Annotated in this window: 21 protein-coding genes and 1 other RNA gene; 10 read left to right on the plus strand and 12 right to left on the minus strand. The window is 53.4% G+C overall.

Going from position 1 to position 25,652, the window contains the following annotated elements; genetic code table 11:
* The first annotated feature begins 24 nt into the window (after positions 1–24).
* Positions 25–1,554, plus strand: a complete 1,530-nt coding sequence (locus tag R3I13_RS24705; RefSeq protein ID WP_346320668.1) for an aldehyde dehydrogenase family protein — start codon at positions 25–27, stop codon at positions 1,552–1,554.
* Between the two features lie 141 nt (positions 1,555–1,695).
* Here R3I13_RS24705 and R3I13_RS24710 read toward each other — a convergent pair whose 3' ends face one another.
* A complete protein-coding gene (locus tag R3I13_RS24710) occupies positions 1,696–2,289 on the minus strand; it encodes a hypothetical protein (protein WP_346320669.1) in 594 nt (197 codons plus the stop codon).
* A 50-nt stretch (positions 2,290–2,339) separates the two neighbouring features.
* On the opposite strand from R3I13_RS24710, the gene R3I13_RS24715 reads away from it, so the two are divergent.
* The 6 genes from R3I13_RS24715 (at position 2,340) to R3I13_RS24740 (ending at position 12,186) form a co-directional block, all read left to right on the plus strand.
* Positions 2,340–2,519: a hypothetical protein gene (locus R3I13_RS24715; protein ID WP_346320670.1), complete on the plus strand. Its 180-nt coding sequence runs from the start codon at positions 2,340–2,342 to the stop codon at positions 2,517–2,519.
* A gap of 140 nt (positions 2,520–2,659) precedes the next feature.
* The gene (locus tag R3I13_RS24720; protein WP_346320671.1) at positions 2,660–4,330 is read left to right on the plus strand and encodes a S8 family serine peptidase; all 1,671 of its coding nucleotides are present in this window, start codon (positions 2,660–2,662) and stop codon (positions 4,328–4,330) included.
* A 729-nt stretch (positions 4,331–5,059) separates the two neighbouring features.
* Positions 5,060–8,263, plus strand: a complete 3,204-nt coding sequence (locus R3I13_RS24725) for a TonB-dependent receptor (protein WP_346320672.1) — start codon at positions 5,060–5,062, stop codon at positions 8,261–8,263.
* Between the two features lie 11 nt (positions 8,264–8,274).
* A complete protein-coding gene (locus tag R3I13_RS24730) occupies positions 8,275–10,212 on the plus strand; it encodes a RagB/SusD family nutrient uptake outer membrane protein (RefSeq protein WP_346320673.1) in 1,938 nt (645 codons plus the stop codon).
* A gap of 28 nt (positions 10,213–10,240) precedes the next feature.
* A complete protein-coding gene (locus R3I13_RS24735) occupies positions 10,241–11,470 on the plus strand; it encodes a DUF5000 domain-containing lipoprotein (RefSeq protein ID WP_346320674.1) in 1,230 nt (409 codons plus the stop codon).
* A gap of 23 nt (positions 11,471–11,493) precedes the next feature.
* Positions 11,494–12,186 (plus strand): DUF4998 domain-containing protein, encoded by a 693-nt coding sequence (locus tag R3I13_RS24740; protein ID WP_346320675.1) that lies wholly within the window; start codon positions 11,494–11,496, stop codon positions 12,184–12,186.
* A gap of 225 nt (positions 12,187–12,411) precedes the next feature.
* Here the strand turns inward: R3I13_RS24740 and R3I13_RS24745 are convergent, their stop codons facing one another.
* The 11 genes from R3I13_RS24745 to bioD all read right to left on the minus strand — a co-directional run bounded on the left by R3I13_RS24745 (position 12,412) and on the right by bioD (position 22,675).
* Complete coding sequence (locus R3I13_RS24745) at positions 12,412–12,801, minus strand: DUF1801 domain-containing protein (RefSeq protein ID WP_346320676.1); 390 nt, start codon at positions 12,799–12,801, stop codon at positions 12,412–12,414.
* Positions 12,802–12,889: 88 nt separating this feature from the next.
* Positions 12,890–13,336, minus strand: coding sequence for a DUF4870 domain-containing protein (locus tag R3I13_RS24750; RefSeq protein WP_346320677.1), 447 nt, complete (start codon positions 13,334–13,336; stop codon positions 12,890–12,892).
* A gap of 36 nt (positions 13,337–13,372) precedes the next feature.
* Positions 13,373–13,745: RNase P RNA component class A (gene rnpB, locus R3I13_RS24755), an RNA gene on the minus strand.
* A gap of 26 nt (positions 13,746–13,771) precedes the next feature.
* Positions 13,772–14,794 carry a Smr/MutS family protein gene (locus R3I13_RS24760; RefSeq protein ID WP_346320678.1) on the minus strand — a complete coding sequence of 341 codons (1,023 nt, stop codon included), beginning with the start codon at positions 14,792–14,794 and terminating at the stop codon, positions 13,772–13,774.
* Positions 14,795–14,825: 31 nt separating this feature from the next.
* Positions 14,826–15,290 (minus strand): DoxX family protein, encoded by a 465-nt coding sequence (locus R3I13_RS24765; protein WP_346320679.1) that lies wholly within the window; start codon positions 15,288–15,290, stop codon positions 14,826–14,828.
* Positions 15,291–15,407: 117 nt separating this feature from the next.
* A complete protein-coding gene (locus R3I13_RS24770; RefSeq protein WP_346320680.1) occupies positions 15,408–17,060 on the minus strand; it encodes an amino acid permease in 1,653 nt (550 codons plus the stop codon).
* A gap of 104 nt (positions 17,061–17,164) precedes the next feature.
* Positions 17,165–18,136, minus strand: coding sequence for a polyprenyl synthetase family protein (locus tag R3I13_RS24775; RefSeq protein ID WP_346320681.1), 972 nt, complete (start codon positions 18,134–18,136; stop codon positions 17,165–17,167).
* A gap of 32 nt (positions 18,137–18,168) precedes the next feature.
* The gene (gene rnr, locus R3I13_RS24780; RefSeq protein ID WP_346320682.1) at positions 18,169–20,295 is read right to left on the minus strand and encodes a ribonuclease R; all 2,127 of its coding nucleotides are present in this window, start codon (positions 20,293–20,295) and stop codon (positions 18,169–18,171) included.
* Positions 20,296–20,322: 27 nt separating this feature from the next.
* Positions 20,323–21,402 (minus strand): tetraacyldisaccharide 4'-kinase, encoded by a 1,080-nt coding sequence (gene lpxK / locus R3I13_RS24785; RefSeq protein ID WP_346320683.1) that lies wholly within the window; start codon positions 21,400–21,402, stop codon positions 20,323–20,325.
* Positions 21,403–21,414: 12 nt separating this feature from the next.
* A complete protein-coding gene (locus R3I13_RS24790; protein ID WP_346320684.1) occupies positions 21,415–21,999 on the minus strand; it encodes a 5-formyltetrahydrofolate cyclo-ligase in 585 nt (194 codons plus the stop codon).
* 31 nt (positions 22,000–22,030) lie between these two features.
* Positions 22,031–22,675: a dethiobiotin synthase gene (gene bioD / locus R3I13_RS24795; protein ID WP_346320685.1), complete on the minus strand. Its 645-nt coding sequence runs from the start codon at positions 22,673–22,675 to the stop codon at positions 22,031–22,033.
* A gap of 64 nt (positions 22,676–22,739) precedes the next feature.
* On the opposite strand from bioD, the gene R3I13_RS24800 reads away from it, so the two are divergent.
* The 3 genes from R3I13_RS24800 (at position 22,740) to R3I13_RS24810 (ending at position 25,614) form a co-directional block, all read left to right on the plus strand.
* A complete protein-coding gene (locus tag R3I13_RS24800; RefSeq protein WP_346320686.1) occupies positions 22,740–24,098 on the plus strand; it encodes a pyridoxal-phosphate dependent enzyme in 1,359 nt (452 codons plus the stop codon).
* Between the two features lie 9 nt (positions 24,099–24,107).
* Entirely contained in the window at positions 24,108–24,884 is a 777-nt protein-coding gene (locus R3I13_RS24805; RefSeq protein WP_346320687.1) for a helical backbone metal receptor, read from the plus strand.
* A 283-nt stretch (positions 24,885–25,167) separates the two neighbouring features.
* Positions 25,168–25,614, plus strand: coding sequence for a Rieske 2Fe-2S domain-containing protein (locus R3I13_RS24810; protein WP_346320688.1), 447 nt, complete (start codon positions 25,168–25,170; stop codon positions 25,612–25,614).
* The last annotated feature ends 38 nt before the right edge of the window (positions 25,615–25,652 follow it).

A 25,652-nucleotide genomic window follows, 5' to 3' on the forward strand; every position in this document is an offset into this window, starting at 1 on the left:
TCATCATTGAAAACAGATATAAACATGATGCAGAACATTCTCAGGGAATTCAATATTGAAGCCGCCAACAGCGGGGTTTCCACGGGAGCCATATGGCTGACGGCCGGCGGCGCGCCCATTACCTCCTTTTCCCCGGTAGACGGGAAGGAAATTGCAACCGTAAGCACCGCGTCCCGCAACGATTACGACGCCGTGATCCGCAAAGCCGGGGAAGCTTTCGCCGAATGGCGCCAGTGGCCTGCGCCCCGCCGCGGCGAAGTAGTGCGCCAGGTTGGCCAGGCGCTCAGAACATATAAAGAATCCCTGGGCCGCCTCGTGAGCTACGAAATGGGTAAAAGCCTCCAGGAAGGATACGGCGAAGTACAGGAAATGATCGACATCTGCGATTTCGCGGTGGGCCTCAGCCGCCAGCTGCATGGTCTTACCATGCACTCCGAAAGGCCCGGCCACCGCATGTATGAGCAATGGCATCCGCTGGGCGTCACCGGCATTATTTCCGCATTCAATTTCCCCGTTGCCGTTTGGAGCTGGAACTCCATGCTCGCCTGGGTTTGCGGCGATGTGTGCGTATGGAAGCCTTCAGAGAAAACACCGCTGACGGCGCTGGCCTGCCAGCATATCACTGCCAAAGTATTTGCAGACAACAACGTACCCGAAGGCGTGAGCTGCCTGGTAGTTGGCGGCCGCGAAGTGGGTGAATGGCTGGCTGCCGACACCCGCGTTCCCCTCGTATCCGCCACGGGCTCCACCCGCATGGGCAAGAGCGTGGGCGCCGCGGTGGGTGCGCGTTTGGGAAGATCGCTGCTGGAGCTGGGCGGCAACAATGCCATCATCATTTCCAAAGATGCGGACCTGGATATGAGCCTCATCGGCTGCGTATTCGGCGCCGTGGGCACCGCCGGGCAACGCTGCACCTCCACCCGCCGCCTTATTATACACGACAGCGTGTACGAATCCTTCAAAACCAAGCTGGTAAACGCTTACAAGCAACTCCGCATCGGCGACCCGCTGGACCAGCATAATCACGTAGGCCCGCTGATCGACAAACAGGCGGTAGAGCTGTACCTGCAAAGCATTGAGAAATGCAAGGCCGAAGGCGGCACATTTATCGTGGAAGGCGGAGTGCTGGAAGGCAAAGGCTACGAATCAGGCTGCTACGTGAAACCCGCCATAGCAGAGGTGAAGAACGATTACAGCATTGTGCAGCATGAGACCTTCGCTCCTATTCTTTACCTCATCCGCTACAATACGCTGGAAGAAGCCATTGCCATACAGAATAACGTACCCCAGGGCCTTTCTTCCGCCATCATGACCCTCAACCTGCGCGAAGCGGAGCAATTCCTTTCCCAGGCGGGCTCAGACTGCGGCATTGCGAATGTGAACATTGGCACTTCAGGCGCTGAGATCGGCGGGGCATTTGGCGGTGAAAAAGAGACGGGAGGCGGCCGCGAGAGCGGGTCTGACGCCTGGAAGGCTTACATGCGCAGGCAGACCAATACCATCAATTACACGGATAAACTGCCGCTGGCGCAGGGCATCAAATTCGATCTGTAAGGGTAAAAAAAGGAAAAGGATATATGTCTTAAGTGAAGTAGCGGGGTTGGAGAACCCCGCTTTTTCGTTAAACGGAAACCATGCTTATGAGAAAGAATACTGATGCTGGGAAGCATCATGTACGCTCTCTGGGTATAAATATTACACTTTTTTTTGAAAATTCATATTCAACTTTTGTGCTACGGCTTCCCCGAACCCTAAAACGTTGACGATCAGCACCTCGTTAAACACGCCCCTGCTGTATTTCAGCTCTTTTTCCCTGATCCCCAGCATCTTTGCCATGGCCGTAATACTTTTTGAAGGAGCGCATACCACGATGGTTTTCCCGTCGTTCCGCTCCAGCATCGTTTCCAGGATATGGCGCATTACCTCCGGGTTGTCCTCGCAGGCGTCGCGGTAATATTCCACTTTGCAGCCCTTGGTTTTGGCCAGCGGCGTTACCGTTTCCACGAGGCAGGCGTTGTAAGGGGAATAAACGGCCGCTACGGGCTCGTTTTCCAGGAATTTGGCCAGATGGCCTGCCTGTTCCCTCCCGGTGATGCTGAGCGCCTCCTTTTCGCCCTTTCGCTGCGTTTCGGCGCAATTCACGAATACAATGGCAGTAGGCGCCGTTTTCGGCCCGGGATCTGCCTGGATAACATTTGTCCTGTTGCCGGCGGCATACACGCCCCCCGGCGGCTGGCCGGCGCTAAGCACGGTCCAGGTCATGGTTGCTAATACAATTGTTTTAAACATGGCGGAAAATTTAATATATAAATGAAAAGTAAAAACAAGGTGGTTTTAAAGTGAAAGAAATGTTAATTGGGTCTGAGCTTAGTGCTGAAATCCTGATCTTTGCCTCTTTTCCGGACGGCCGCCGGGCAATGACGGCCTTTAAAATTAACGGGAAAACCGCGGTTGCTAAAGCAGTTCGTGACAAATGGGGCTATAACAATGTAAAGGCCGGTTGCTGGATAAATATCTGACGTATGGTTTCCTAGTGTTTCACAACCAATAGTCAGGCTGCTGCGCCACTCACCACACATAATCATCTGTTATAACGCATTTATCATACCTTTAACGAATTGCGGTATCTGAATTGTAATATCTAGGAAAATTGAATAAAATGAACATTTGCAGAGAGCTGGCCATTGTAGCAGGTTTGGTTTTTACAACGTCTGCAACCGGTTTTAGTCAACAGAAAGCAGTAGCAAAAAACTGGCAATTACTGAGCTATGGAACAGACAGCGTGTACGGAGTTAGCGCTGAAAAAGCCTACAGCGAGCTGCTGAAGGGCAAAAAGAGCAAAACGGTGATCGTTGCCGTGATAGACTCCGGTATAGACACCACGCACGAAGACCTGCGCGATATACTCTGGCGCAACCCGAAAGAAATTCCCGGCAACCACATCGACGACGACGGCAACGGCTACGTGGATGATGTATATGGCTGGAACTTTCTCGGCGCAAAAGATGGCAGCACCGTTAAAGAAGACTCAGACGAGGCTACCCGTGAATACTACCGCTTCCGCAGGCTGTACGGCAACCCCGATTCCGCCCTGGAAAAGGACACCAAGGAATACGTGTACTGGACGCGCCTGAAAGACCGCATCCAGAAGCCTTCTTCGCAAGCGAAAACAGACTACAAGATGATGCTTAAGGTGCAGGAAAACCTCCTGAAATGCGAAAGCATCCTCGCCGAGCATCTCAAAACGAACGACTTCACCGTTGAGCAGCTGGATACACTGCGCAGCGCAGACCAGGATGTAATGCTGGCCCGCAGCTTCGCGCTCCGCCTGCTGCACAGCACCAATGAAGAAGGCCTTACCTACCAGGCCCTCAAGAACGACCTGGCTGAATACGTAAAAGAACTTAAACGCAAAGCAGAATACACCGGCGCGGAGCCGCAGGATAAACGCGCCACCATCGTGGGAGACAACCTGAACGACATCAACGACCGCTATTATGGCAACGCTGATGTGCAGGGCCAGTTCGCTTTCCACGGCACGCACGTGGCCGGCATCATCGGCGCTATCCGCAACAACAGTACCGGCATAGACGGTATTGCAGACAATGTGCGCATCATGGCCGTGAAAGTAGTGCCTGAAGGCGATGAAAGAGACAAGGATGTTGCCCTGGGCATCCGTTACGCAGTAGACAATGGCGCGCAGATCATCAACATGAGCTTCGGCAAAGGCTTCTCCCCGCAGAAAGAATGGGTAGACGATGCGATCCGCTACGCACAGGAAAAAGGCGTACTGCTCGTTCACGCGGCCGGCAATGACGGCGCTAATAACGATGAAGTGGAAAATTATCCGAAAGATACTTTCAACGATGGAAAAGAAGCCGACAACATGATCACCGTAGGCGCTTCCGGCAACGGGCGCACCGGTTCAAAGATCGCGGGCTTTTCCAACTACGGTAAAAAAGAAGTGGATGTGTTTGCGCCCGGTGTACAGATCTACTCCACCGTTCCCGGCGGCAACAAATACGGCAGCGCAAGCGGCACCAGCATGGCCGCTCCCGTTGTGGCAGGCGTGGCTGCGCTGGTATTATCTTACAACCCTGACCTCAGCGCGCGGCAGCTGAAACAGATCATCGAAAAATCCGCCACTCCCCTGCCCGGCGCAGAGATGGTGAACAAACCCGGCGCAAAAGATGTGGAAGTGCCTTTTGCAGACCTTTCCAAATCGGGCGGCGTGGTGAATGTATACGAAGCGTTGAAGCTCGCGGCTAAAACGAAAGGCGAGAACGCGAAGAAGAACAAAGTGAAGATGCAGGCGCTGACGAAAGACTAAAACGGCTTTAAACGTTTTCAATATCTAAACAAAGGGTATACGGCATTCCGTCGTATACCCTTTGTTTTTATAGTATAGAAGCGATTGCTTATACTATATTAACGTTTCTTTTTTATTCTCGATATTTATTCTACTTTGGTTAAAGGTTGACCGGTTGTAACCTATTGTTGTTGTATGTAAGATGTATGTATTAACCGCCAGGCTAAACGAGAGATAGTATTCAAAATCCGTTATGAAAATTTAGTTCCTTTATTTTTTAATGTAACCACTTAACCACCGAGCCGCAGAAAATTTTGTTTGTAAGCTGATGCATTGCATGCTGCGTCAGTGTGTGTGCCCGGCTCCCTAAAAACCTGATCTGACCAAAAACACAAATCAGTCACCATTCAACCAGTGATCGCGGTCACCCGCCACTGCATTCCCTTAACCGGCCGCAACGGCCCGGGAGTGCCGTTATGCGCAGACGTGACCGGGTAATTCACATTGCATTCTATGAACCGGCATTCAAAATGCCCGGAACGTATAACTATGCACTGAAACGATCCTGACCATTCACTGTTGCATTCCTTGAACCGGCAATCACATTGCCCGGAATGTGCAACTATTTGCTAAAGCCTAATCCACCATTCACTGTTATCAATCAAAATCAATTCTTAACCTAACATTTCCTTTATGATGAAAAAGCTATCCACGGGCTTGGCGTACACCTGTATGCTACTGTTTTCCTGTATGGTATTCACGAAATCCTACTCGCAGGAAAAGCTTTCCGTTATCGGCACGGTCACTGATTCTTCCGGCACGCCGCTGCCCGGGGTGACGGTTATGATCAGCGGCACTAAAGCCGGCACAGCTACTGACATGAACGGTAAATTCGTGCTGGACGTCACTTCCGGCGCCATCCTGGCCTTCAAGTTCGTAGGCTACCGCGGCGACAGCATCAGGGTGACGGCGCAAAACAAAGTGCTGCACATTGTGCTGCGGTCTTCCGAAACTGTGCTCAGCGACTTCGTGGTGACGGCTTTCGGTAAAAAGCAGATCAAGGAATCGGTGGTGGGCTCCGTATCCACCATTACTCCCGGCAACCTGCGAACGGCCGGCAGTAACCTTACCAACGCCCTGGCGGGCCAGGTTGCCGGCGTGATCGGCTTCCAGCAGAGCGGGCAGCCGGGGCTGGACAATTCCAATTTCTTTATCAGGGGCGTTACCACTTTCGGCTACCGGCAGAACCCGCTCATCCTGATAGACAACGTAGAGCTGACGCCTAACGATCTCGCGCGCCTGCAGGTAAACGACATCGCGAGCTTCTCCATCCTGAAAGACGCCAGCGCCACCGCACTCTACGGCGCCCGCGGCGCAAACGGCGTTATTCTTGTTACCACCAAGGAAGGCAAGGCCGGGAAAACGAACCTCAACATCATCCTCGAAAACGCCATTTCCAAGCCTACACAAACCATTAAGCTGGCAGACCCCATCACCTACATGAAGCTCTACAACGAAGCCAGCACCACCCGCGATCCGCTGCAACCCATCGTGTTCGACGCAGATAAGATATACAACACCGAACAAACGATGAAGAATGCGCCAGGCAGTAATCCTTACGTATACCCGGCGGTGGACTGGCTGGATATGCTGTTCCGCAAATCGTCCACCACGCAGCGCGCCAACGTGAACATCACCGGCGGCGGCGATGTGGCGCGGTACCTGGTATCCGGCTCTTTCAGCAACGACAATGGCATGCTGAAAAGAAATGCCGCGAACAACTTCAACAACAATGTGAACTATAAGAACTACCAGCTGCGGTCCAATGTGAATGTAAACCTGACCAAGACCACCGAAATGGTGCTGCGCCTGTGGGGTAACTTCAACGACTACTCGGGCCCCCTTACGAATGATGCATCCTTTTCGTCTGACCTTTACAGCGCGGCCATGCATACCAGTCCCGTGCTGTTTCCAGCCTTCTACGAGCCCGATTCCGCCAACCTGCTCACACAGCACATCCTGTTCGGCAATTCCAGCCAGGTAGGCAGCAGCAACGGCGGCGTAGGGTATTCCAATCCTTATGCGCAGATGCTGAGAGGATATAAAAGATTTTCGGAATCACGTATGTCTGCCACGCTGGAATTGCACCAGGACCTGGATTTCCTTGCAGAGGGATTAAAATTCCACGGTTTCTTCAACACCAACCGCTATTCCTATTTCGACAATACGATGGCCTACAATCCATTTTATTACACCGTACTGCCGCAGGATTACAACCGCGCGAAGAACATTTACACGCTCACCTGGCTGAACTCCCTGCCCGGCGGCATATTCCTCGGCGGCCCCGGCTCCGGCAACGGCGAAGCGGCTACAGAATACCTCATCTATTCACCCGGGCGGAAAGACGCCAATACTTTCCTGCAATTCCAGGCGCAGCTGGAGTATTCCAGGCAGCTGGGCGATCACAACATCGCAGGTTCGCTCATTGGCGTACGGCAGCAGCGGCTGGTGGCCAACGGTGTGGATCCAATTACCAACACACCCAGCCTGCAATACTCGCTGCCTTACCGGAACCTCAATCTCGCCGGGAGATTGAGCTACAACTTCGCCAACCGTTATTTTACCGAATTCAACTTCGGTTACAACGGCTCAGAGCGTTTCTCGGAAAACAACCGCTATGGCTTCTTCCCTACTATCGGCGCATCGTGGATCGTATCGCGTGAAAAATTCTGGAGCGGCCTTCTCGCAAAAATGGTCAGTTCCCTGAAATTGCGCGCCAGCTATGGCCTCAGCGGCAACGACGACATTGGCCAGCAGCGTTTCTTTTACCTGTCAGACGTAAACCTCAACGCCGGCAACGGCTCCTCGTTCGGGCTGAACAACATTTACAACCGAAACGGCGTAAGGATACGCAACTATGAAAACAGGGACGTGACCTGGGAAACCGCGAAGATCCTGAACACAGGCATTGAAATGACACTTTTCAAAAACTTCGACTTCATAGCCGAGTACTGGAAGCAGGACCGAAGCAACATCGTGATGGCCAGGAACATCCCCAGCAGCATGGGCCTGGAAGCCGGCATCCTCACCAACGTGGGTACCGTGAAAGTGGGCGGGCTGGACCTTACCGCCAATTACAACCACGACATCAACCGGAATTTCAGGATACAGTTCATGTCCAACTTCACCTATTCCAAAGGCGAATACGGCACTTATGAAGAACCTGAATACGCAGAACCCTGGCGCTATGTGTCAGGCACCATGCTCGGCCAGCAGCGGGGTTATATTGCAGAGCGGCTGTTCGTAGACGACAAGGAAGCCTCTGCCTCGCCATCGCAGCAGTTTGGCGGCAACATCGTGAAAGGCGGGGATATCAAGTACCGCGACCTCAATGGCGACGGGCGCATTACCGTGGCAGACCAGGCGCCGATCGGGCTTCCTACCACGCCGCAGATCATGTACGGCTTCGGGTTTTCCATCAACTACAAGGGAATTGAACTGAACGCGCGGTTCCAGGGGCAATCGAGAGTTTCGTTCTTTATCGATCCCCGTTCCGTGAGCCCCTTCGTGATACCGCCTTCGCCTCAGATACAAAGCCAGTCGCAGGTATTGCAGGCTTTTGCGGACGATCACTGGTCTGAGGACAACCAGGATCTTTACGCGCTATATCCCAGGCTGGGTGTGAGCGCTCAGGCGATCGAAAACAACCTGCAACGCAGCACCTGGTGGATGCGCGACGGCAGCTTCCTGCGGCTGAAGACCGCCGAGATCGGCTATTCATTGCCCGCAGGCCTGGTGAAAAAGATCGGGTTAAAATACTGCCGCCTGTATGTGAACGGCATCAACCTTTTCAACATCACCAAATTCGACCTCTGGGACCCCGAACTGGGCGGCAACGGCTTCAACTATCCCATCCAGAAGGCATACAACTTTGGCATCAACGTGAACCTGTAAACTGACAAAACATGAACATCCATTCAACATACATACAAACCAGGATCACGCTCATCCTGTTGCTCGGCCTGCTTTGCGTGAGCGGCGAAAGCTGTAAGAAATACCTTGACGTAACGCCGGAAAACGTGGGCACGATCGACTACGCTTTCCGCAACCGCAACGAAGCAGAGAATTACCTTTTCACCTGTTACAATACGTTGCAGGGCTTCAGCAACGTCATCTATGATCCCGGTTTTACCACGTCCGCGGAGATCGTTTACCCGAACGACCTTTCCGAAAGGCCCATCAACGACATCGGTTTCCAACTGATACGCGGCACCACGCAGAACATCTCCAACCCGGCGCTCAATTACTGGGACGGGAGCAACAGCGGCAGCAGCATTTTCCAGGCCATCCGGCGGTGTAATATCATGCTGGAGAATATCGACAAGCCGATAGACCTCAGCGCCGAGGAAAAGGCGCGGTGGATCGCGGAAGTTAAATTCCTGAAAGGGTATTACCATTATTTCCTCGCGAGAATGTACGGCCCTATTCCCGTTTACCGCGTGAATCAAAGCATTACCGCACCCATAGAAGAGATCAGGGTGAAAAGGGAACCGGTCGATTCCGCCTTCAATTATGCTGTGCAGATGATGGACGAAGCCGCGGCAGACCTGCCGGTGCAGATCGGCAACACACAGCAGGAACTGGGCAGGATCACGCGGCTGATAGCCTTGTCTGTCAAGGCGGAAATACTCGCTACGCAAGCCAGCCCGCTGTTTAACGGCAACCCCGATTATGCTGGCTTTAAGAATAAAGACGGGCAGACGCTTTTCTCCGCCACTGCAGACCCTTCAAAATGGCAAAAAGCCGCCGAAGCCTGCAAAGCCGCGATAGATGAAGCGGCCAGCCTGAACATGAAATTATACACCTTCATCCAGCCGGCGAACATTCCCAACCTGAACGATTCGCTGCGGAGAGTGCTCACCCTCCAGAATGCAGTTACCGAAAAATGGGACTTCAACGCAGAAGTGATCTGGGCCCTCAATCCCACTTTCGGCTACCAGAGCTATTGCATTCCCAGGCTTACCAACAAGGCCGTGGAAAACTCCACCGCGGCGGCTGGCAGCTTCACCGTGCCGCTGTTTACCACCGACCTCTTCTATTCAGACAATGGCGTGCCGATCAACGAAGACAAGACCTGGGATTATGCCCGGCGTTTTGAATTGCAGGCGGGCGACAATGCCAACAGGTATTTCATTAAATCCGGCTATATGACCGTGAAGAACAACTTCAAAAGAGAAGCGCGCTACTACGCCAATATCGGCTTCGACGGCGGCGTATGGTTCGGCAACGGCGTGACCGACCAGAACAACCCGCTGTACATCGAAGCGAAAGGCCCCGATTCGAAGGCCGGCCCGAAAGACAGGGTAAGGATCAATATGCTGGCCATGTGGCCCAAAAAGCTGGTCAACTATCTCACTGTTTTCAACGAAGGCGTGCAGCAGGCAGCCTACCGCCTGCCGCGCATCCGGCTTGCCGATCTTTACCTGCTCTATGCCGAATGCCTCAATGAAGCGGGCGGCCCCAGCCAGGAAGCCTATCAATACATTGATCTTGTACGGCAAAGGGCCGGTCTCAAAGGCGTCGTGGAATCCTGGCAGCAATATAGCGCTTCGCCATCCAAACCTGCCACCAAAGCCGGCCTGCGAGAGATCATCCACCGCGAGCGCAGGGTTGAATTGTGTTTCGAAGGAAAAGCCGGCTGGGACCTCCGCCGCTGGAAAGAAATGCTGACCGTGCTGGCTACGCCGGTGCAGGGCTGGAGCATTTTCCAGAAGACAAACACCAATTTCTACACCCTACAAACACTGTTCATCCCCGCGATGACGGTGAGGGATTACTTCTGGCCATTGTCAGACGCAGCGCTGTCCAACAACCCGAACCTTGTCCAGACACTGTATTGGTAAACGTTTCATTCATTTCAAACCAGCAACTATGCATCTTCAACATATCATCCAGCAAATGGCCTTTTTCGCGGCCGTCATTGTATGCCTGCATGCCTGCTCGAAAGCAAAAGATTACAACGAGCCCATTTCCGGCGACAAAACGAAACCCGGCGTGGTAACGAATATCCGGGTGGCGAATTTCAACGGCGGGTCGTACATCACCTACGATCTTCCCAAATCCGGCAATGTTTTGTACGTGAAAGCGGAGTACGTGATCAACGGGCAGACCGGGAAAAAAAGGCAGACAAAATCCAGCTACTACAGCGACAGCATTACGGTGGAAGGTTTTGCGGAGAAAAAAGAATACGAAGTGAAGCTCACCACCGTGACCCGTTCAAATGTAGAGTCCGACGCGGTGACCGTGAAAGTATTTCCCGATACGCCCGTGTACAGGCTAGTGGCCAAAACCATCCGCATACAGCCGGATTTCGGCGGCCTGAACGTACAAACCACCAACGTCAACAAAAAACCGGTGGGCGCTATTGTGCTGTACAAGCCTGAGGGGGCCGATAAATACGCGATCTACGAGCAGCGGTTCAGCGATTTTGAAAGCATGGGCTTTTCCACCAGGGGCTTCGATACACTGCCCAAGCAGTTTGCCGTGTATATCACAGACCAATGGGGGAATAATTCAGACACTGTTTATCAAACCATCCGTCCTTTATTCGAAAAAGAGCTGGACAAGAGTAAGTTCTTCGGCAATGAGCTGCCCAGCGACGGCAAGATCGGCTTCGGCTGGAGCCTGTCTAACCTCTGGAATGGCAATACGGGCGGCACCGGCTGGCATACGGTGCAGCAGAACGTTCCCCTGCCCATCGTCTGCACCTTCGGCCTCGGCGTATCCGCCAAGCTGAGCCGGTTTGTGCTCTTTGGCAGGTCAGGCTACGAATACGCGCATGGCAATCCTAAAGTGTTTTCGATCTGGGGCTCAGATAATCCCGCGCCGGCAGACGCCGTGCTGCCGGTATTTGCGGAAGAGGGCACCGTATTGGGCGATTGGGTGAACATGGGTAATTACCAGTGGCCCGGCCCTCCCTCAGGGGCTCCGCCTACCGCGCCTACGGCTACAGACCGGGCATTCTTCAACAAAGGCATGGAATTCAACGTGCCGTTTACCGCGCCCAGGACACGGTTCATCCGGTTGGCGGTTTCGGAATCATGGTCCGGCGCCACGTTCGCGCATGCAATGGAGATCACCTTTTACGGCAACACCAATTAAACAACCGGTAAAAAGTAAATCATATGAAACATTCCATCTTAATATTTTTCATGGCCTGTTTTTTTACGGGTTGCATGAAAGATGAGGATCAATACAAAGACCTGCTTGGCAACCGGGAGATCATATACCCCGGGCCCGTCAGCAACCTGAAAGCTTTCCAGGGCAACCTGCGCATCAAGTTGCAATGGAATCCCAGTCCGGACCCCAGCATTACCAGGTACATGATCTACTGGAACAACAATGCAGATTCCATGATGCTCAAAACCACCGGCAGTAACACGCAGGATACCGTGACCGCGATCATTTCCGGCATCGCGGAATATGTGCAGAATTTTGTGCTGTACACGTACGACGGTGAAGGGAACCGGTCTATCGGCCAATCGCTTTCCGGCGTAAGGATCTATGGGCCGCTGTATGTGTCGTCGCTCACCAACCGCATCGTGGATGCGGCCAGGCCGCCCGTACTGGTAGCTCCCGGCACTTACAGGGTATATTTCTCGCCCGCGGATACCTTGCTGAACGTGGCCACCAGCCTGTCGTACACCGATGCCATGCAGCAGCCGCGCACCGCCCGGATCGATGCAAAAACAGATTCAGTGACGCTGGAGCAGGTGGCGGTTGATACGAAAGTGGCGCTGCGTTCGTCGTATATCCCCGTTCCCCGTGCAATCGATACGTTTACCGTGGCTTACAGCGATACGCTTGTGCTGAAATAACGGCGGCCAATGTGGCTGTTTGCTTGCTATCGGTTCAAACGGAAAAACAAAATAAGGGGCCGGCTCTTTTCTTTTGAGCCGGCCCATTTTATTTTAAATTTTATTAAATCGATTTGTAGGAACATTCAGCGACGGTACCACAAATACTAATTATCAAATTGATGAAAAGCTTCGGGATGAATGGCATGCTTTTATTTCCGACGATCAATAGTCAAGAAATACAACTCAGGATACTTTTTTGAAAGTACTGTCTAACTTGACCGCTTCCTTTAAAAGCTTTTTTATAGGCCTGTCATCGATCTCCTCCGGAGTCTGGTAGATCTTATAAAAGATTTGCTTGTTAGTTCCATGAGACAGAAACCCATCATGGTCATTTAATTTGTTTCCGTACCAGAAGCCTAAAAGAACACCTTTTTTGATACCTCCCCGCGGAACAGTTGAAGGCCAGATAATACAGATGCCTTTGTTGCCAAAGAAAAACGGAACATTGTATGATATTTTCTCTTTGCAATATCCTGGAAGAGTTTCCATTATTATCTGCCGCAACACATCGACAATTATCCTTTCGTCTTCAGGAAGGATAGTAAACAATTCGACGAGGTTTCTGATTTTCATTGAAGGTTCAAATTATTGGGACAGGTTTCGAAAACAAAAAGAGCCGACCCGGATGCCAGCCCCTCCTTATTGCGGTTAACGCAAAGAATTATTTCACCAGCCGCAGGCTTACCGGGTAGCGGTAATGGATGCCTTTATTAGCCTCGATAGCGGCGATAATGGAAAATATAAGGTTCACCGCCCATAATAGTTTGCTGAAGCCGAAGGTGGAGATGAACTGGAAACTCCAGTCGCCATGCCTGATAAAAGGTTCATTGATCAGGAAATTGGTGAACGACCATACGCCCCATGCAATGCCGTTGATGATATTGAGGGCTACTGCGGCCAGGCTAATGGTGATCTGGAAGTTAAGGGCCTCTTTGCCTTCCACATCCACGAAAGGAGATTCATTTCTTTTGAAGAGCCAGAGCACCAGGGCGCCGAGGATATTGCCTACCGGCGAAAATATGGCCTGGCCTATTACCCCGCCGAGGTGGACAAGCATGCCCCAGGTCCTGTCATCTTTATTGGCGCGGATGTCATTTTGCGTTTCCATAGTATGCTGATTTTGGTTAAAGGTTCCGGTGTACAACACCCGGCATAACTTGTAAGCCGGATTCTGTGCCCCGTTCTGCAACGGGGCCGCTATCATTTATCTGCGACGTTCATCACTGAACGCCTGTATCTGCCTACCCTCGGTCATCAGGCGGGCAGCCCTCAAACGACCGTTTACATGGCATTTCAGCACGCAAGGTTTACCCTCCCGTTATGTTACCATCCCGGGATGTGGGCTCTTACCCCACATTTTCACCTTTACCGCAGGTTGCCCTGAGGAAGTAATTTTCTGTGGCACTTTCTGTACGCCTGCTTTCACAGGCGCCCCACCCGTTAGGTGGTGCGTTGCCCTATGCTGTCCGGACTTTCCTTCCCTGCCTTGCGGCAGAGACGATAGCGCCGTTATGCCGGGTGTTGTACACCGGAATCTGCAAAATTACTTAAAAAATATCTCTGTAGCCCCGTAACCGTAGAAAGGATGGTATTGGTTCACGAAAAACTTCACTTCCGGCACCGTTTTCAGTATCTCGTGCAGCTCGTCGCGCAGGCGGCCGGTACCCACCCCGTGGATCACGATCATGCTGTGCTGGCGCTGCGCGATGGCGAGGTCCAGGTAGTGCTGGAACTCGTTCAGCTGGATGGCCACGATCTCCAGCGGGCTCAGGTCGCGCCAGTTGTCTGCCAGGCGGTCTATGTGCAGGTCTATCTCGTATTTGGCGTCCACGCGGGCATTCTCTTTCAGCGACTGGAAAGACGTGAGGGTGGAGAGCTTTTTCTTTTCCACCGGCGTAAAGCCATAGTCGTCCTTTTCAGGGCGCAGCGGGTATTTATCGAACAGCATGTATTCGATGGTCGCCTTTTCCTGCTTTTTGAGGGTTTCCAGCTGCTGGAACAGCTGTTTGGCCTTCACTTTCCAGGTTTTATCCAGGGCGGCGGCCAGGGTAAGGTCCGTTTCTTTCGGTGAAAAGCTGAATTCGAAGCGCGGGTTATCGTTCAGCTGGTCAAACTCCAGGTCTGCCAGGTAATGATGCTGGAAGGGGAAGATCTCCTGCTTCAGTTCCAGGAACAGGCTGTTATTCAGCCATATTTCGAAGCGGAAGGTGTAGGCGCGGTTGGTTTCGTTGGAAAGGTGGAATTTCATATCCTCCACCACGTCGTCGCCAAAAGCGTCCGTCTGCCACACGGGCAGCATGGTGAGGAACATGCCTTTTTCAGGCTTATTAACGTGCGGAACTGGCTTTTCTTTACGGATTTCCTCACCGGGGGTCCGTTTGGGCGGCAATGGGGCTGTTTTCTTCGAAAAACGATGGAAATACGGGAAGTCTATCTGGTCCAGGTACACCGGGAACTTCGTGCCGCCCACTTCCACCATCACCATCTTGTCGTTAATGATATCCACTACTGTTCCTTCCTCTTTGGAATGGAGCATGAGGATCTTATCGCCTACTGTATATTTCATAGCAGGCAAAATTAAGCATCTGCCGTTAGTTTTACTTCATCCCGGTAGGGTAATTATCCGGCTCGGGGTGCCGCCGCATGTATTCGTCCACCGAAATGCGGCCGCTGCCTTCCACGAGGAAGAACAGGAGCATCAGTAAAACAGCGATGGAGAGGCTGAGCTCAGGATAAACGGAGAAGAGGCCCGTTCCGGCGCTCACGAAGAACACCGCGCCGATCAGCACCGGCAGGTTGGCGATCACGCCAACACGGGTAAGCAGTCCCAGGGCGATGAACAACCCGCCCACGGTATGCGCGAAAACTATGTAATGAGCCAGCCAGAAAGAAAGCGCCGTCAGGAAAGGTTGTTCGGCTATGCGCGCCTTCAGCACGTCAATGTTGTTGACAAACTGAATGCCTTTCCACATGAGGAGCAATCCCAGCAAAATCCTTAAACCGTCAATCCATTTGGGGTGATGGTTATCGCCCCACCGTTCAATGCGTTGCAGGAGGTTCATAACGAAAGTTTTAAGTAAGGAAAGAGCTACCGTACTAAAGTTACGAAATCCCTGGAAACAATACAGCCGCTCCCTTTTTAAGGGGAACGGCCGCTTTTATATCAGTCCGTATGGAATTTAAGCAGTTTTGGGAGCCAGTTTGCTCTTCCAGTAACCATACAGGAAGTACACCACCAGGCCGAAGGCCATCCAGCCGAAGAAGAACATCCAGCTGCGCACCGGTATCTCGATCATCAGGTACAGGCAGCAGAGCATGCCCAGCACGGGAATGAGGGAGAGGCGCTTGAGCATGGTAGCCACCGTGATGGCGGCGGCCAGGATGTAAAATATCAGGAACAGCACGAGCTCGTGATCGAAATAGGCAATGTCTGCAAAGGACTGCCTGATGCGGTCGCGGAAGAAGAATGTGAACAGCACGAACAGTACCGGCACGATGATCATGCCGTTGATATAAGGGAGGTTGAAACGTTTCGTGGTTTTATCCACCGCTGGCAGTAACAATACGCCGCCGCAAACGAGCACGAAGGCGAACAGCGTGCCGATGCTGGTGAGGTCCGTTACCAGCCCGCTTTCCAGGAACAGGGAAGGCACTGCCACGATGATGCCGGTTACGATCGTGGAGAAGCCCGGGGTATGGAATTTAGGATGCACTTTGGCGAATTTTTTCGGCAGCAGGCCGTCGCGGCTCATGCTCATCCATATCCTCGGCTGCCCGATCTGGAACACGAGTATCACGCTGGTGGCGGCCACCACGGCGCTGATGGAGATCACGTAGCCCACTTTTTCCATATTCAGCTTGTCGAACACGTAAGCCAGCGGGTCGGATACGTTGTTGAATTCCGAATAATTCACCATACCGGTGATCACCAGTGTAACGATCACGTATATCACAGTGCAGATGATGAGTGAATAGATCATCGCCCGCGGCATGTCTTTCTGCGGGTTGGCGCTTTCTTCGGCGGTGGTGGAAATGGCGTCGAAACCGATGTACGCGAAGAACACGGCAGACACGCCTTTCAGCACGCCTTCGAACTGGTTGGGCAAAAAGGGCGTCCAGTTGCTGGTGTCTATATAGAACACGCCGATGAGCACCACTGCGGCGAGCACGATGAGCTTGAGGCCCACCATGGCGTTGGCGCTTTTTTTACTTTCACGGATACCCACATAGGCTACGATGGTGATCAGCACCACGATCAGGAAAGCGGGGATGTTCATGATCACGCGCCAGCCGTTGATGATGGGCGCGGTGGCCCAGGCCACAGCCTTTGAAGGATCTTCGGCAAATGCTTCTTTGGCGCTCTGGTAGTCTGTTACCAGCCAGGCAGGCAAGTGGATGTTCATGCCTTCCAGCACGTTGTTGAAATAGCTGCTCCAGGAAATAGCCACCACGATGTTACCAATGGAATACTCCAGGATCAGCGCCCAGCCTATGATCCAGGCGGCTACTTCACCGAAGGCCACATAAGAGTAAGTATACGCGCTGCCTGCTACCGGCACCCTGGATGCGAATTCGGCATAACAGAGGGCCGTAAAGCCGCAGGTAACGGCCGTGAGCAGGAAGAGGAAGATCACGCCGGGACCGCCGTCGTACGCGGCCTGGCCGATGGTGGAGAAAATACCGGCGCCGATCACCGCCGCCACTCCCATGAGGGTAAGATCACGCACATTCAGCACCTTTCTAAGCCCTGAAGCATGCGCATCGGCTTCGCCGCTTTTGGCATCCTGCAAAATACTGGCAAGGGACTTTTTCCTGAAAAGCGATTTAGACATCTGTTGTAGTTGAAGGTTGATATTAAAAACCGTTAATGGTAAACAGCAACCCTATTCCCGATTACCATTTACCATTAACGGTCAAATATAATACTATTCAGTTATCAATGTTGCCTCGTCAAAAGAAAATCCGCCAGCTCTTTCAGCGGCGCTTTGCGGTGCGATAATACCGCAATCGCTTCCAGGTGCTCAAAGGCGATCTGGCTGAAACGTTCCTTTTCTTTTTCGGCCCATTCGTCCACCCGGCAATCGTGGAACACCTGCAGCACTTCCGCCACCTTGTTGTCCGGGTTGGTTTCCATGAGCTGGTGCAGGTGCTGTTTCTGGGCGGGATTGCAGAGCTCCAGCGCTTTGAGCAGCAGGAAGGTCTTTTTGTTGATAAGAATATCGCCGCCCTGCTTCTTCCCGAATTTCTCCGGGTCGCCGAAAGCATCCAGGTAATCGTCCTGTATCTGGAAAGCGATGCCTACGTTTTTCCCGAATTCGTACAGGTGCCCCTGGTTGCCGTCGCTGCCGCCGCCGGTGATGGCGCCCATTTGCAGGCTGGCAGCCAGCAGCACGGAGGTTTTGAGAGCGATCATGTTCATATAGTCTTCGTATTTCACCTGTTCCGGCTGCATTTGTTCCATGTCCATATCCAACTGCTGGCCTTCGCACACTTCGCGGGCGGCTTTGTTGAACACGCTGATGATCTTCGTGCGGTATTTGCCGGCGATCTTGTTGAGGTATTCGTAGCTGTGAATGAGCATCACGTCGCCGGCGAGTATGGCGGCGGAATCGTTGTACTTCGTATGCACGGTGGGCATGCCGCGGCGAAGCGGCGCCTTGTCCATGATATCGTCGTGGATGAGGGTGAAATTATGGAAGAGCTCTATCGCGTTGGCGGCATGGAATGCGTCGGGCTGTATCTCGTCAAACAATTCATTCCCCAACAGGCACAATACCGGCCTGATCCTCTTTCCGCCGATCCCGAGAATGTACTGGGCGGGATCGTACAGGTTGGCAGGGTGGTCCGGGAATTGTCTTTTGCTAAACTGTTCTTCAAACTGTGCTGACAAAGCTTTAAATGAATGCATGATGCGAGTGTTATATTCTTCTGGTTCTGCTGTTACTTCTTTTTCTTCCTGGTAGCCGGTTTAGCGTCTGCGGCGGGTTTGCGGCCCCTACTGCCCTGCTTGCCGGTATTCTTTTGTTTGGCTTCCCTGTCCGGCATGGTCACGTTTTTTGTGCTCACGCCTTCCCTGGGCATTTCGGCGCTTCTCCGTTTGGAAGGGCGTTTGCCGCCGGCGTCTTCCGCTTCGGTTTCCACGAGATCATAATCCAGCTGGCGTTTGGCGAGGCTGGCGGCCACCACCTGGATGGTCACCCTGTCTCCTATCCTGATCCTGCGGCCGGTTTGCATACCTACCAGCGCGTATTCCGCTTCGGAATGCCTGAAATCCTCGCTGAGGTTGTGGATGCTGATCAGCCCTTCACATTTGGCCTCCACGGTTTCGGCCCAGAAGCCGAAATGCGCCACGCCGCTTACAACGGCTTCGAAGGTTTCACCGATGAACTGCTGCATGTATTCCACCTGTTTGTATTTGTTGCCGGCGCGTTCTGCGTCCATGGCCTTTCTTTCCATTTCGGAAGAATGTTTGCAGCGCTTTTCCAGTTGCTTGTCCACCTTGATATCCTCGGCCAGGCATTGCGCCAGGATGCGGTGCACCAGCACATCAGGGTACCGCCTGATGGGCGAGGTGAAATGGCAGTAATGCATGAACCCCAGCCCGTAGTGGCCGATGTTTTCCGTGGTGTAAGCCGCTTTGGCCATGGTACGGATGCCCAGCGTTTCCAGCACATGCTGCTCGGGCTTGCCCTGCACCAGCTGCAGCATCTTGTTGAAAGATGCGGCGATCGTTTCGGGACTGTTCACATCGAATTTATACCCGAATTTACTGGCGAACACTGCGAAAACGTGCATTTTTTCTTCATCCGGCGTATCGTGCACGCGGTAAGGAAAAGGCACGGGGTTCTTGTTCACTTTTTGTTTGGATACGTATTCGGCCACAGTGCGGTTCGCCAGCAGCATAAACTCCTCGATCAGCTGGTGGGCTTCCTTGCTTTCCTTGATGGTAACGCCAATGGGCTTGCCGCTTTCATCCAGCTGGAAGCGCACTTCCTGTGAAGAGAAATTGATAGCACCGTCCTTGAAGCGTTTCCTGCGCATAGTTTGCGCCAGGTTGTTCAGCAGCAGCACTTCCTGGTCGTAAGGCCCCTCTCCTTTTTCGATGACCTCCTGCACTTCTTCGTAGGTGAAGCGGTGCGCGGAATGGATCACGGTGCGGCCCAGCCAGTATTGCTTCACTTCCGCCTTGTCGTTGATCTGGAACACGGCGGAGAACGTGAGTTTGTCTTCATGCGGCCGCAGTGAGCACAGCTCGTTGGATATCTTCTCCGGCAGCATGGGCAGCACACGGTCCGGCAGGTACACGGAGGTGGCGCGTTTCTCGGCTTCTTTGTCCAGTGCGGTAAGCGGCTCCACGTAATGGCTTACATCGGCAATGTGCACGCCTATTTCCAGCAGGCCGTTCTTCAGGCGGCGGATGGAAAGGGCGTCGTCAAAATCCTTCGCATCCACCGGGTCGATGGTGAAGGTGAGTATCTTACGGAAGTCTTTGCGTTTGCCGACCTCTTCAGCGGTAATATTTTCTTTGATGGTGGCCAGCTCTTCGAGCACTTCATCGGGATAATGCAGCGGAAAGCCGCTTTCCACGAGTATCTCTTTCATGGCCAGGTCGTTCGCGTCTGACGCGTCGAGTATTTCCACGATCTCGCCCACGGGCTTGCGGGTCTTTTCCCCCCAGGCCACGATGCGCACCACGGCTTTATCGCCGTCTTTGGCTTCTTTGAGTGAATTTTCGGGAATATAGATATCGGGTACCCCGGCTCCCTTTTCAGGCACCAGGAAAGCAAAGGTCTTGCTTAGCTGGATAGTGCCGGTAAATTCGGTCTTCTTGCGTTTCAGCACATCGGTAATGAACCCTTCCATGCGGCCGGGACCCTTACCCTGGCGGATCACATCCACCAGCACTTCGTCGCCGTCCAGCGCGGTGTTCAGGTTTTTCTGTTTTACCATGATATCGCTCGGCAGGCCTTCTACCGCTACAAAGGCCATCCCTGAGCGGGTCACATCCACAATACCTTTATAGGTCTTCTTCTGGCTGCAGTCCTTCCTGGGTTTCTTCTTCTTCATTGACATGATTTTAGGGTGCGGTGTGTATTATCCGGCTTCGTTTTCAGCCGCTAACATACTGTTTGCAACATACTCAAAAATAAAACTATTAAACGATTCCTCCTCCCCCGACAGGAAGGCCACTTCTACGGGCATCACTTTAAAGGGCAATTGCATATGACTAATGCGCTCATGCAGCAAATGCAATCTCACGGCGTCCTTTTCGGTGGTGATGATGCACTTTTGATCCCCGTCCAGCTGGTCAAGCTCCAGCTTGATCTTGTCCAGGTCTTTCTGCGTATAGTAGTAATGGTCCGGGAAAGAGAGCAGGTGTACGTTTTTGTACCGTTGCAGCAAATGTTGTACCAAAGGCTCCGGCCGCGCAATGCCGCACACTACGAGAATGCCGGCTTCCGCAGGTATTTCCGCCCGTTCGTTCGTGAGCATATCTACCGGCTGCCCGTAACGCAGGGTGGTGAAAAACAGCCGCTGGTGCGGCAATGGCTGTATCTCGGCGCGCAGCTTGTCCTGCTCTGCTTTGCTGAGGTCCGGCGGGCATTTGCTGACGATGATGCCGTTTGCCCGGTGATAGCCTTTCCTGCCCTCGCGCAGCCGCCCGAAAGGCACCACATGATCGCGTGTAAACAGCCTGCTGTGGTCTGTTACCATGAGGTTCAGCCCGGGTTTGATGGAGCGGTGCTGGAAAGCATCGTCCAGCAGTATCAGCTGTGTTTCCGGCCTTTCGCCCAGCAGCTCGGGCACGGCCAGCATGCGCTCTTCGCCCACGCATACGGTAATGGTGGGGAATTTCTGGTGGAACTGCATGGGTTCGTCGCCAATGTCTGCCGCGGTCGTATCCGCCTTTGCCAGCAGGAAGCCTTTGGTGCGGCGGTTGTAGCCGCGGCTGAGGGTAGCGATGTTGTAATGCCCTTTCAGCAGGCGGATCAGGTATTCCACATGCGGGGTTTTGCCGGTGCCGCCTACAGACAGGTTGCCAACGGCAATCACCGGCAGGTCGAACTCTACAGAAGTGAGCACGCCATTATCGTATAGGCGGTTACGTATCCACAGCACCAGGCCGTATAAGAGGGAAAACGGGTATAAAAGGTAGTTCAGGTATTGCCACACGGGACTTTCTTTTTAAGCTGAAAAATAAAAAACGCCATCGGGCGTCACTACTGCGTCCATGGGCACATCGCCGCGGTAAGCGTCGGCTATGGGCTCGGGCAGCGGGCTGAACAGGCTGAGGCCGATGGCTTTCACGCCGGGCCGGCATTGCTGCAGGAAAGCATCGTACATACCTTTGCCGTAACCTACGCGCTGGCCTGTTTTGTCGAAGGCCAGCATGGGCACAAACACCACGTCGATGTCCAGCGGGGCTACCAGCTCGCCGCTTTCGGGCTCGGGGATACCATAGGAATTGTGCACGAGGCGGGTGGCATCGTCCCAGCGGAAATGCTGCATACTGCCGGTGGCCAGGTAAGAGCGGCTCAGCACCAGCTGTATGCCCGGGTATTGCTGCTTCAGCCATTCCGCCAGCGGGTAAGTATCTACCTCTTTTTTGGCGGCGATGGGCAGGAAGAGGTGAACGTAGGAAGGCATGCCCAGCTTCAGTTCCCTGCAATGCTCCATCAGCGCGGTATTCAGGCTAAGCCATTCTTCTTCGCCCAGCGCGAGCCTTTTTGCAAGATAGTCTTTCCGTATATCCTTTTTAAATAATGGCATTGGAAGTTCAGGCTTCGTTTAAAGATCACAGTTATCCTTCGGAGAGCAGCTGCTGCAAGGCAGGCCGCATCAGCTCCGCCTGCACGGCCACGAAATCGCGGTTGAGCCTGCGCGCCCGCGGGATGCGGGTGATGCGGTGGTAGCGGCTCCAACTGATGATATCGTCTTCGTTGGTATGATGGTCGCCGTTGAAGATCCAGCCCAGCACGGGTATATCGGCATTGCGCAGCGCCATGGCCGTAAGCAGGCTGTGGTTGATGCTGCCAAGGTAGTTCTGCGACACAACGATCACTTTCGCGCCGAGGGCCTTTATGAGGTCCAGCGTGAAATACTGCCCGCTGAGCGGCACCATGAGCCCGCCCGCGCCTTCGATCACCAAAGGTTTGCCGGGCTGCTGCAACTGCTTCGCATGTTCGATGATGCGGTCCTCATAAATGGTAACGCCTTCCCTGCGGGCCGCCAGGTGCGGCGATGCGGGCATCCTGAGGCGGTACAGTTCATCTTTCACGTTGCCGGGTTCGCTGAGCAGGGAGCGCACGGTCTGCGTGTCCGTGGCATCCTGCAGGCCGGCCTGCACCGGTTTCCAGTACAGCGCGCCCAGGGCTTCCGCCACACAGGCAGACGCCACCGTTTTGCCTACGCCGGTGCCAATACCGGTGATGAAGATATTATTCATAGCAGCAAATATAAATCATCATTCAACCAATTACCTTAATTTCGTTTACCAAGCACCAAAACTTATGAACTACTGCGAAAACATACTTGAAACGATCGGCAATACCCCGTTAGTGAAATTGCACCGCGTGAGCGCAGGCCTGCCCTGCCCCGTGTATGCAAAAGTGGAATTTTTCAATCCCGGCAACTCCATCAAGGACCGCATGGCCGTGCGGATGGTGGAAGAGGCCGAAAAACGCGGCCTGCTGAAGCCAGGCGGCACCATCATCGAAGGCACTTCCGGCAATACCGGGATGGGCCTTGCGCTGGCGGCCATCGTGAAGGGTTATAAATGCATTTTTACCACGACCGATAAACAATCCAAAGAAAAGGTGGACATCCTCAAGGCCGTAGGCGCTGAAGTGATCGTATGCCCCACCAACGTGCTGCCGGAAGATCCGAAGTCCTACTACTCCGTGAGCAGGCGCCTGGCCACCGAGATACCGAATTCCTTTTATGTAAATCAATACGACAACCTCGCCAACCGCGACGCGCATTACGAGCAGACCGGGCCTGAAATATGGGAGCAGACGGACGGGAAGATCACGCACCTGGTAGTGGCCACCGGCACCGGCGGCACCATTACCGGCACGGGCAAATTCCTGAAGGAGAAAAATCCCGCCATACAGGTGTGGGCCATAGACAGCTACGGGTCGCTGCTCAAGAAATTCTTCGACACCGGCGAGCTGGATATGAACGAAGTGCATCCTTATATCACCGAGGGCATCGGGGAAGATTTTGTGCCGCAGAACTATGACATGAGCGTGATCGATCACTTCGAAAAAGTGACTGATAAAGACGGCGCCGTAATGGCCCGCCGCATTTCCAAAGAAGAAGGCATTTTCGTGGGATATTCCGCAGGATCGGCCATGGCAGGGCTTCTGCAGCTGAAGAGCAAACTCAAACCGACAGACCTGGTGGTGGTGGTTTTCCACGATCATGGCAGCCGTTACGTAGGCAAAGTATACAACGACCAGTGGATGATGGAACGCGGTTTCCTGGACGTGAAGACCGTAAAAGACGTCGTAAATAGCAGGCGCAACCTGCCGCTGGTGACCATCGCACCGGAAGAAAAAGTGCACGACGCCATTGCCAAGATGAAGAAATTCGATATAGAACATTTGCCCGTGCTGCAAAACGGCCAGATCATCGGCGCCATTTCGGAAGGCGGGCTGTTCAGCAAACTGATCGACCAGCCCGAGCTGAAGGAAGCATCCGTGCAAAGCGTGATGCACAGAGCGTTTCCCGTGGTGGCGATGGACACGCCGATTGAAAAACTGGCTGTTTATATCAACAAAGAGAACGGCGCCGTGCTCACGCAGGACGATACCGGGGCGCATCATATCGTGACCAAATACGACATCATCCAGGCGCTCGGCAATTAATACCCGCACATGTTTTATACAGATCAGACGGGCCGCAGGGTGGATATTCCTTCGCCTCCGCAGCGCATTGTATCGCTGGTGCCTTCGCAAACGGAATTATTGTACGACCTCGGGGCTGACGTTGCAGGCATCACCAAATTTTGTATCCATCCTGAAGAATGGTTCCGGTCCAAAACCCGCGTGGGCGGCACCAAGCAGGTGAAACCAGAAGTGATCGCGTCCCTCCGGCCCGACCTGGTCATTGCCAATAAAGAAGAAAACGAAAAGGAACAGGTGGAATCCCTGGCCAAAGATTACCCTGTTTGGGTCAGCGACATCCATACCCTCAGCGATGCGCTGGATATGATCACTTCCCTCGGCGACATCCTTGCCAAACGCCATGCCGCGCAGCAGCTTGCCCAACATATCCGCGAACGTTTCGATCTCCTTCAACCCCTCCCGGTTGCCATTCCCACTGCCTATTTCATCTGGCGCGACCCGTGGATGGTCGCGGGTGGCGATACCTTCATCCACCAGATGCTGCATACATGCGGGCTGCGGAATGTATTTGAAGACATTCCCCGTTACCCATCCCTGAGCCTGCCGCAGCTGGCCGCCAGCGGATGCAGGCTGGTATTGCTGTCCAGCGAGCCCTATCCTTTTAAGGAAAAACATATTGAAGAAATAAAAGCTTATCTCCCCGATGCGGAGGTGCGGCTCGTGGATGGGGAAATGTTCTCCTGGTATGGCAGCAGGCTGCTGCATGCACCGGGTTATTTTAATGAGCTGCTGCATTCCCTGCGCTGATAACACAGGTAAAAGCCCGTCATTGCGAGGAGCCGCGTGGGCTTTGTGCAGGAGCCGCGACGAAGCAATCTCTTCCATGGCTTGGAGTACGCAATTCAACGCTTTAGATTGCTTCGTCGCCCCTCCCGCTGTGGCTCTGCTGCTCCTCGCAATGACGTGGTCATCTTTTTTATTTCCCCAGGCAACCCGTTTAAATCATCTGCCGTACTCTTCCTGAAAAACCGTTTTTACAAGCCGTTAAAACGAATCTGATAAACAACCAACAAATTAAACCATCTCAATTATGGAAAGAAGAGACTTTTTGTCCAACATGGGCATTACCCTTGCTATTGTCTGTACCGGCGGTTTGGCGGCCTGCGGTGGAAAAGGAGACGATCCCCAGCCTGATCCTCCCCCGGGTAATCCGCCAGGCGGCGGCAGCAATGCCAGGCTGACCGTGAACCTGAGCAACCAGCTCACCACGGTGGGCAGTTCCATTATCAGCGGCGGCGTAGTGCTCATCAGGCTTGCAGCTTCCAATGTTCCCGCATCATTTTCAGCGGTAACCAGCACCTGCACACACCAGGGCTGCACGCTCTCCGGCGTAAACGGCGGCATCATCGAATGCGGCAGCTCATGCGGCCATGGCAGCAAATTCAATTCAGACGGAACGGTGAATACAGGCCCTGCCACTACAGCGCTTGCCAAATATACCGTGGAGATCAGCGGCAATACCCTTACTGTGAAATAATCATATTAGGGAGGATTCCTCACTGAAACAGGCCACCT

It is taken from the genome of Chitinophaga sp. YIM B06452 (assembly GCF_039655965.1).
Taxonomy (GTDB): Bacteria; Bacteroidota; Bacteroidia; order Chitinophagales; family Chitinophagaceae; genus Chitinophaga.

Excerpts from the sequence above, each read along its gene's own strand:
- R3I13_RS24790 (WP_346320684.1), bottom strand. The coding sequence starts at position 21,999 with ATGCCATTATTTAAAAAGGATATACGGAAAGACTATCTTGCAAAAAGG.
- R3I13_RS24745 (WP_346320676.1), bottom strand. The coding sequence starts at position 12,801 with ATGAAAATCAGAAACCTCGTCGAATTGTTTACTATCCTTCCTGAAGAC.
- R3I13_RS24775 (WP_346320681.1), bottom strand. The coding sequence starts at position 18,136 with ATGCATTCATTTAAAGCTTTGTCAGCACAGTTTGAAGAACAGTTTAGC.
- R3I13_RS24770 (WP_346320680.1), bottom strand. The coding sequence starts at position 17,060 with ATGTCTAAATCGCTTTTCAGGAAAAAGTCCCTTGCCAGTATTTTGCAG.
- R3I13_RS24710 (WP_346320669.1), bottom strand. The coding sequence starts at position 2,289 with ATGTTTAAAACAATTGTATTAGCAACCATGACCTGGACCGTGCTTAGC.
- R3I13_RS24725 (WP_346320672.1), top strand. The coding sequence starts at position 5,060 with ATGGTATTCACGAAATCCTACTCGCAGGAAAAGCTTTCCGTTATCGGC.
- R3I13_RS24805 (WP_346320687.1), top strand. The coding sequence starts at position 24,108 with ATGTTTTATACAGATCAGACGGGCCGCAGGGTGGATATTCCTTCGCCT.
- R3I13_RS24735 (WP_346320674.1), top strand. The coding sequence starts at position 10,241 with ATGCATCTTCAACATATCATCCAGCAAATGGCCTTTTTCGCGGCCGTC.
- R3I13_RS24800 (WP_346320686.1), top strand. The coding sequence starts at position 22,740 with ATGAACTACTGCGAAAACATACTTGAAACGATCGGCAATACCCCGTTA.
- R3I13_RS24765 (WP_346320679.1), bottom strand. The coding sequence starts at position 15,290 with ATGAACCTCCTGCAACGCATTGAACGGTGGGGCGATAACCATCACCCC.
- R3I13_RS24810 (WP_346320688.1), top strand. The coding sequence starts at position 25,168 with ATGGAAAGAAGAGACTTTTTGTCCAACATGGGCATTACCCTTGCTATT.
- R3I13_RS24760 (WP_346320678.1), bottom strand. The coding sequence starts at position 14,794 with ATGAAATATACAGTAGGCGATAAGATCCTCATGCTCCATTCCAAAGAG.
- R3I13_RS24740 (WP_346320675.1), top strand. The coding sequence starts at position 11,494 with ATGAAACATTCCATCTTAATATTTTTCATGGCCTGTTTTTTTACGGGT.
- R3I13_RS24750 (WP_346320677.1), bottom strand. The coding sequence starts at position 13,336 with ATGGAAACGCAAAATGACATCCGCGCCAATAAAGATGACAGGACCTGG.
- rnr (WP_346320682.1), bottom strand. The coding sequence starts at position 20,295 with ATGAAGAAGAAGAAACCCAGGAAGGACTGCAGCCAGAAGAAGACCTAT.
- R3I13_RS24730 (WP_346320673.1), top strand. The coding sequence starts at position 8,275 with ATGAACATCCATTCAACATACATACAAACCAGGATCACGCTCATCCTG.
- R3I13_RS24720 (WP_346320671.1), top strand. The coding sequence starts at position 2,660 with ATGAACATTTGCAGAGAGCTGGCCATTGTAGCAGGTTTGGTTTTTACA.
- R3I13_RS24705 (WP_346320668.1), top strand. The coding sequence starts at position 25 with ATGATGCAGAACATTCTCAGGGAATTCAATATTGAAGCCGCCAACAGC.
- bioD (WP_346320685.1), bottom strand. The coding sequence starts at position 22,675 with ATGAATAATATCTTCATCACCGGTATTGGCACCGGCGTAGGCAAAACG.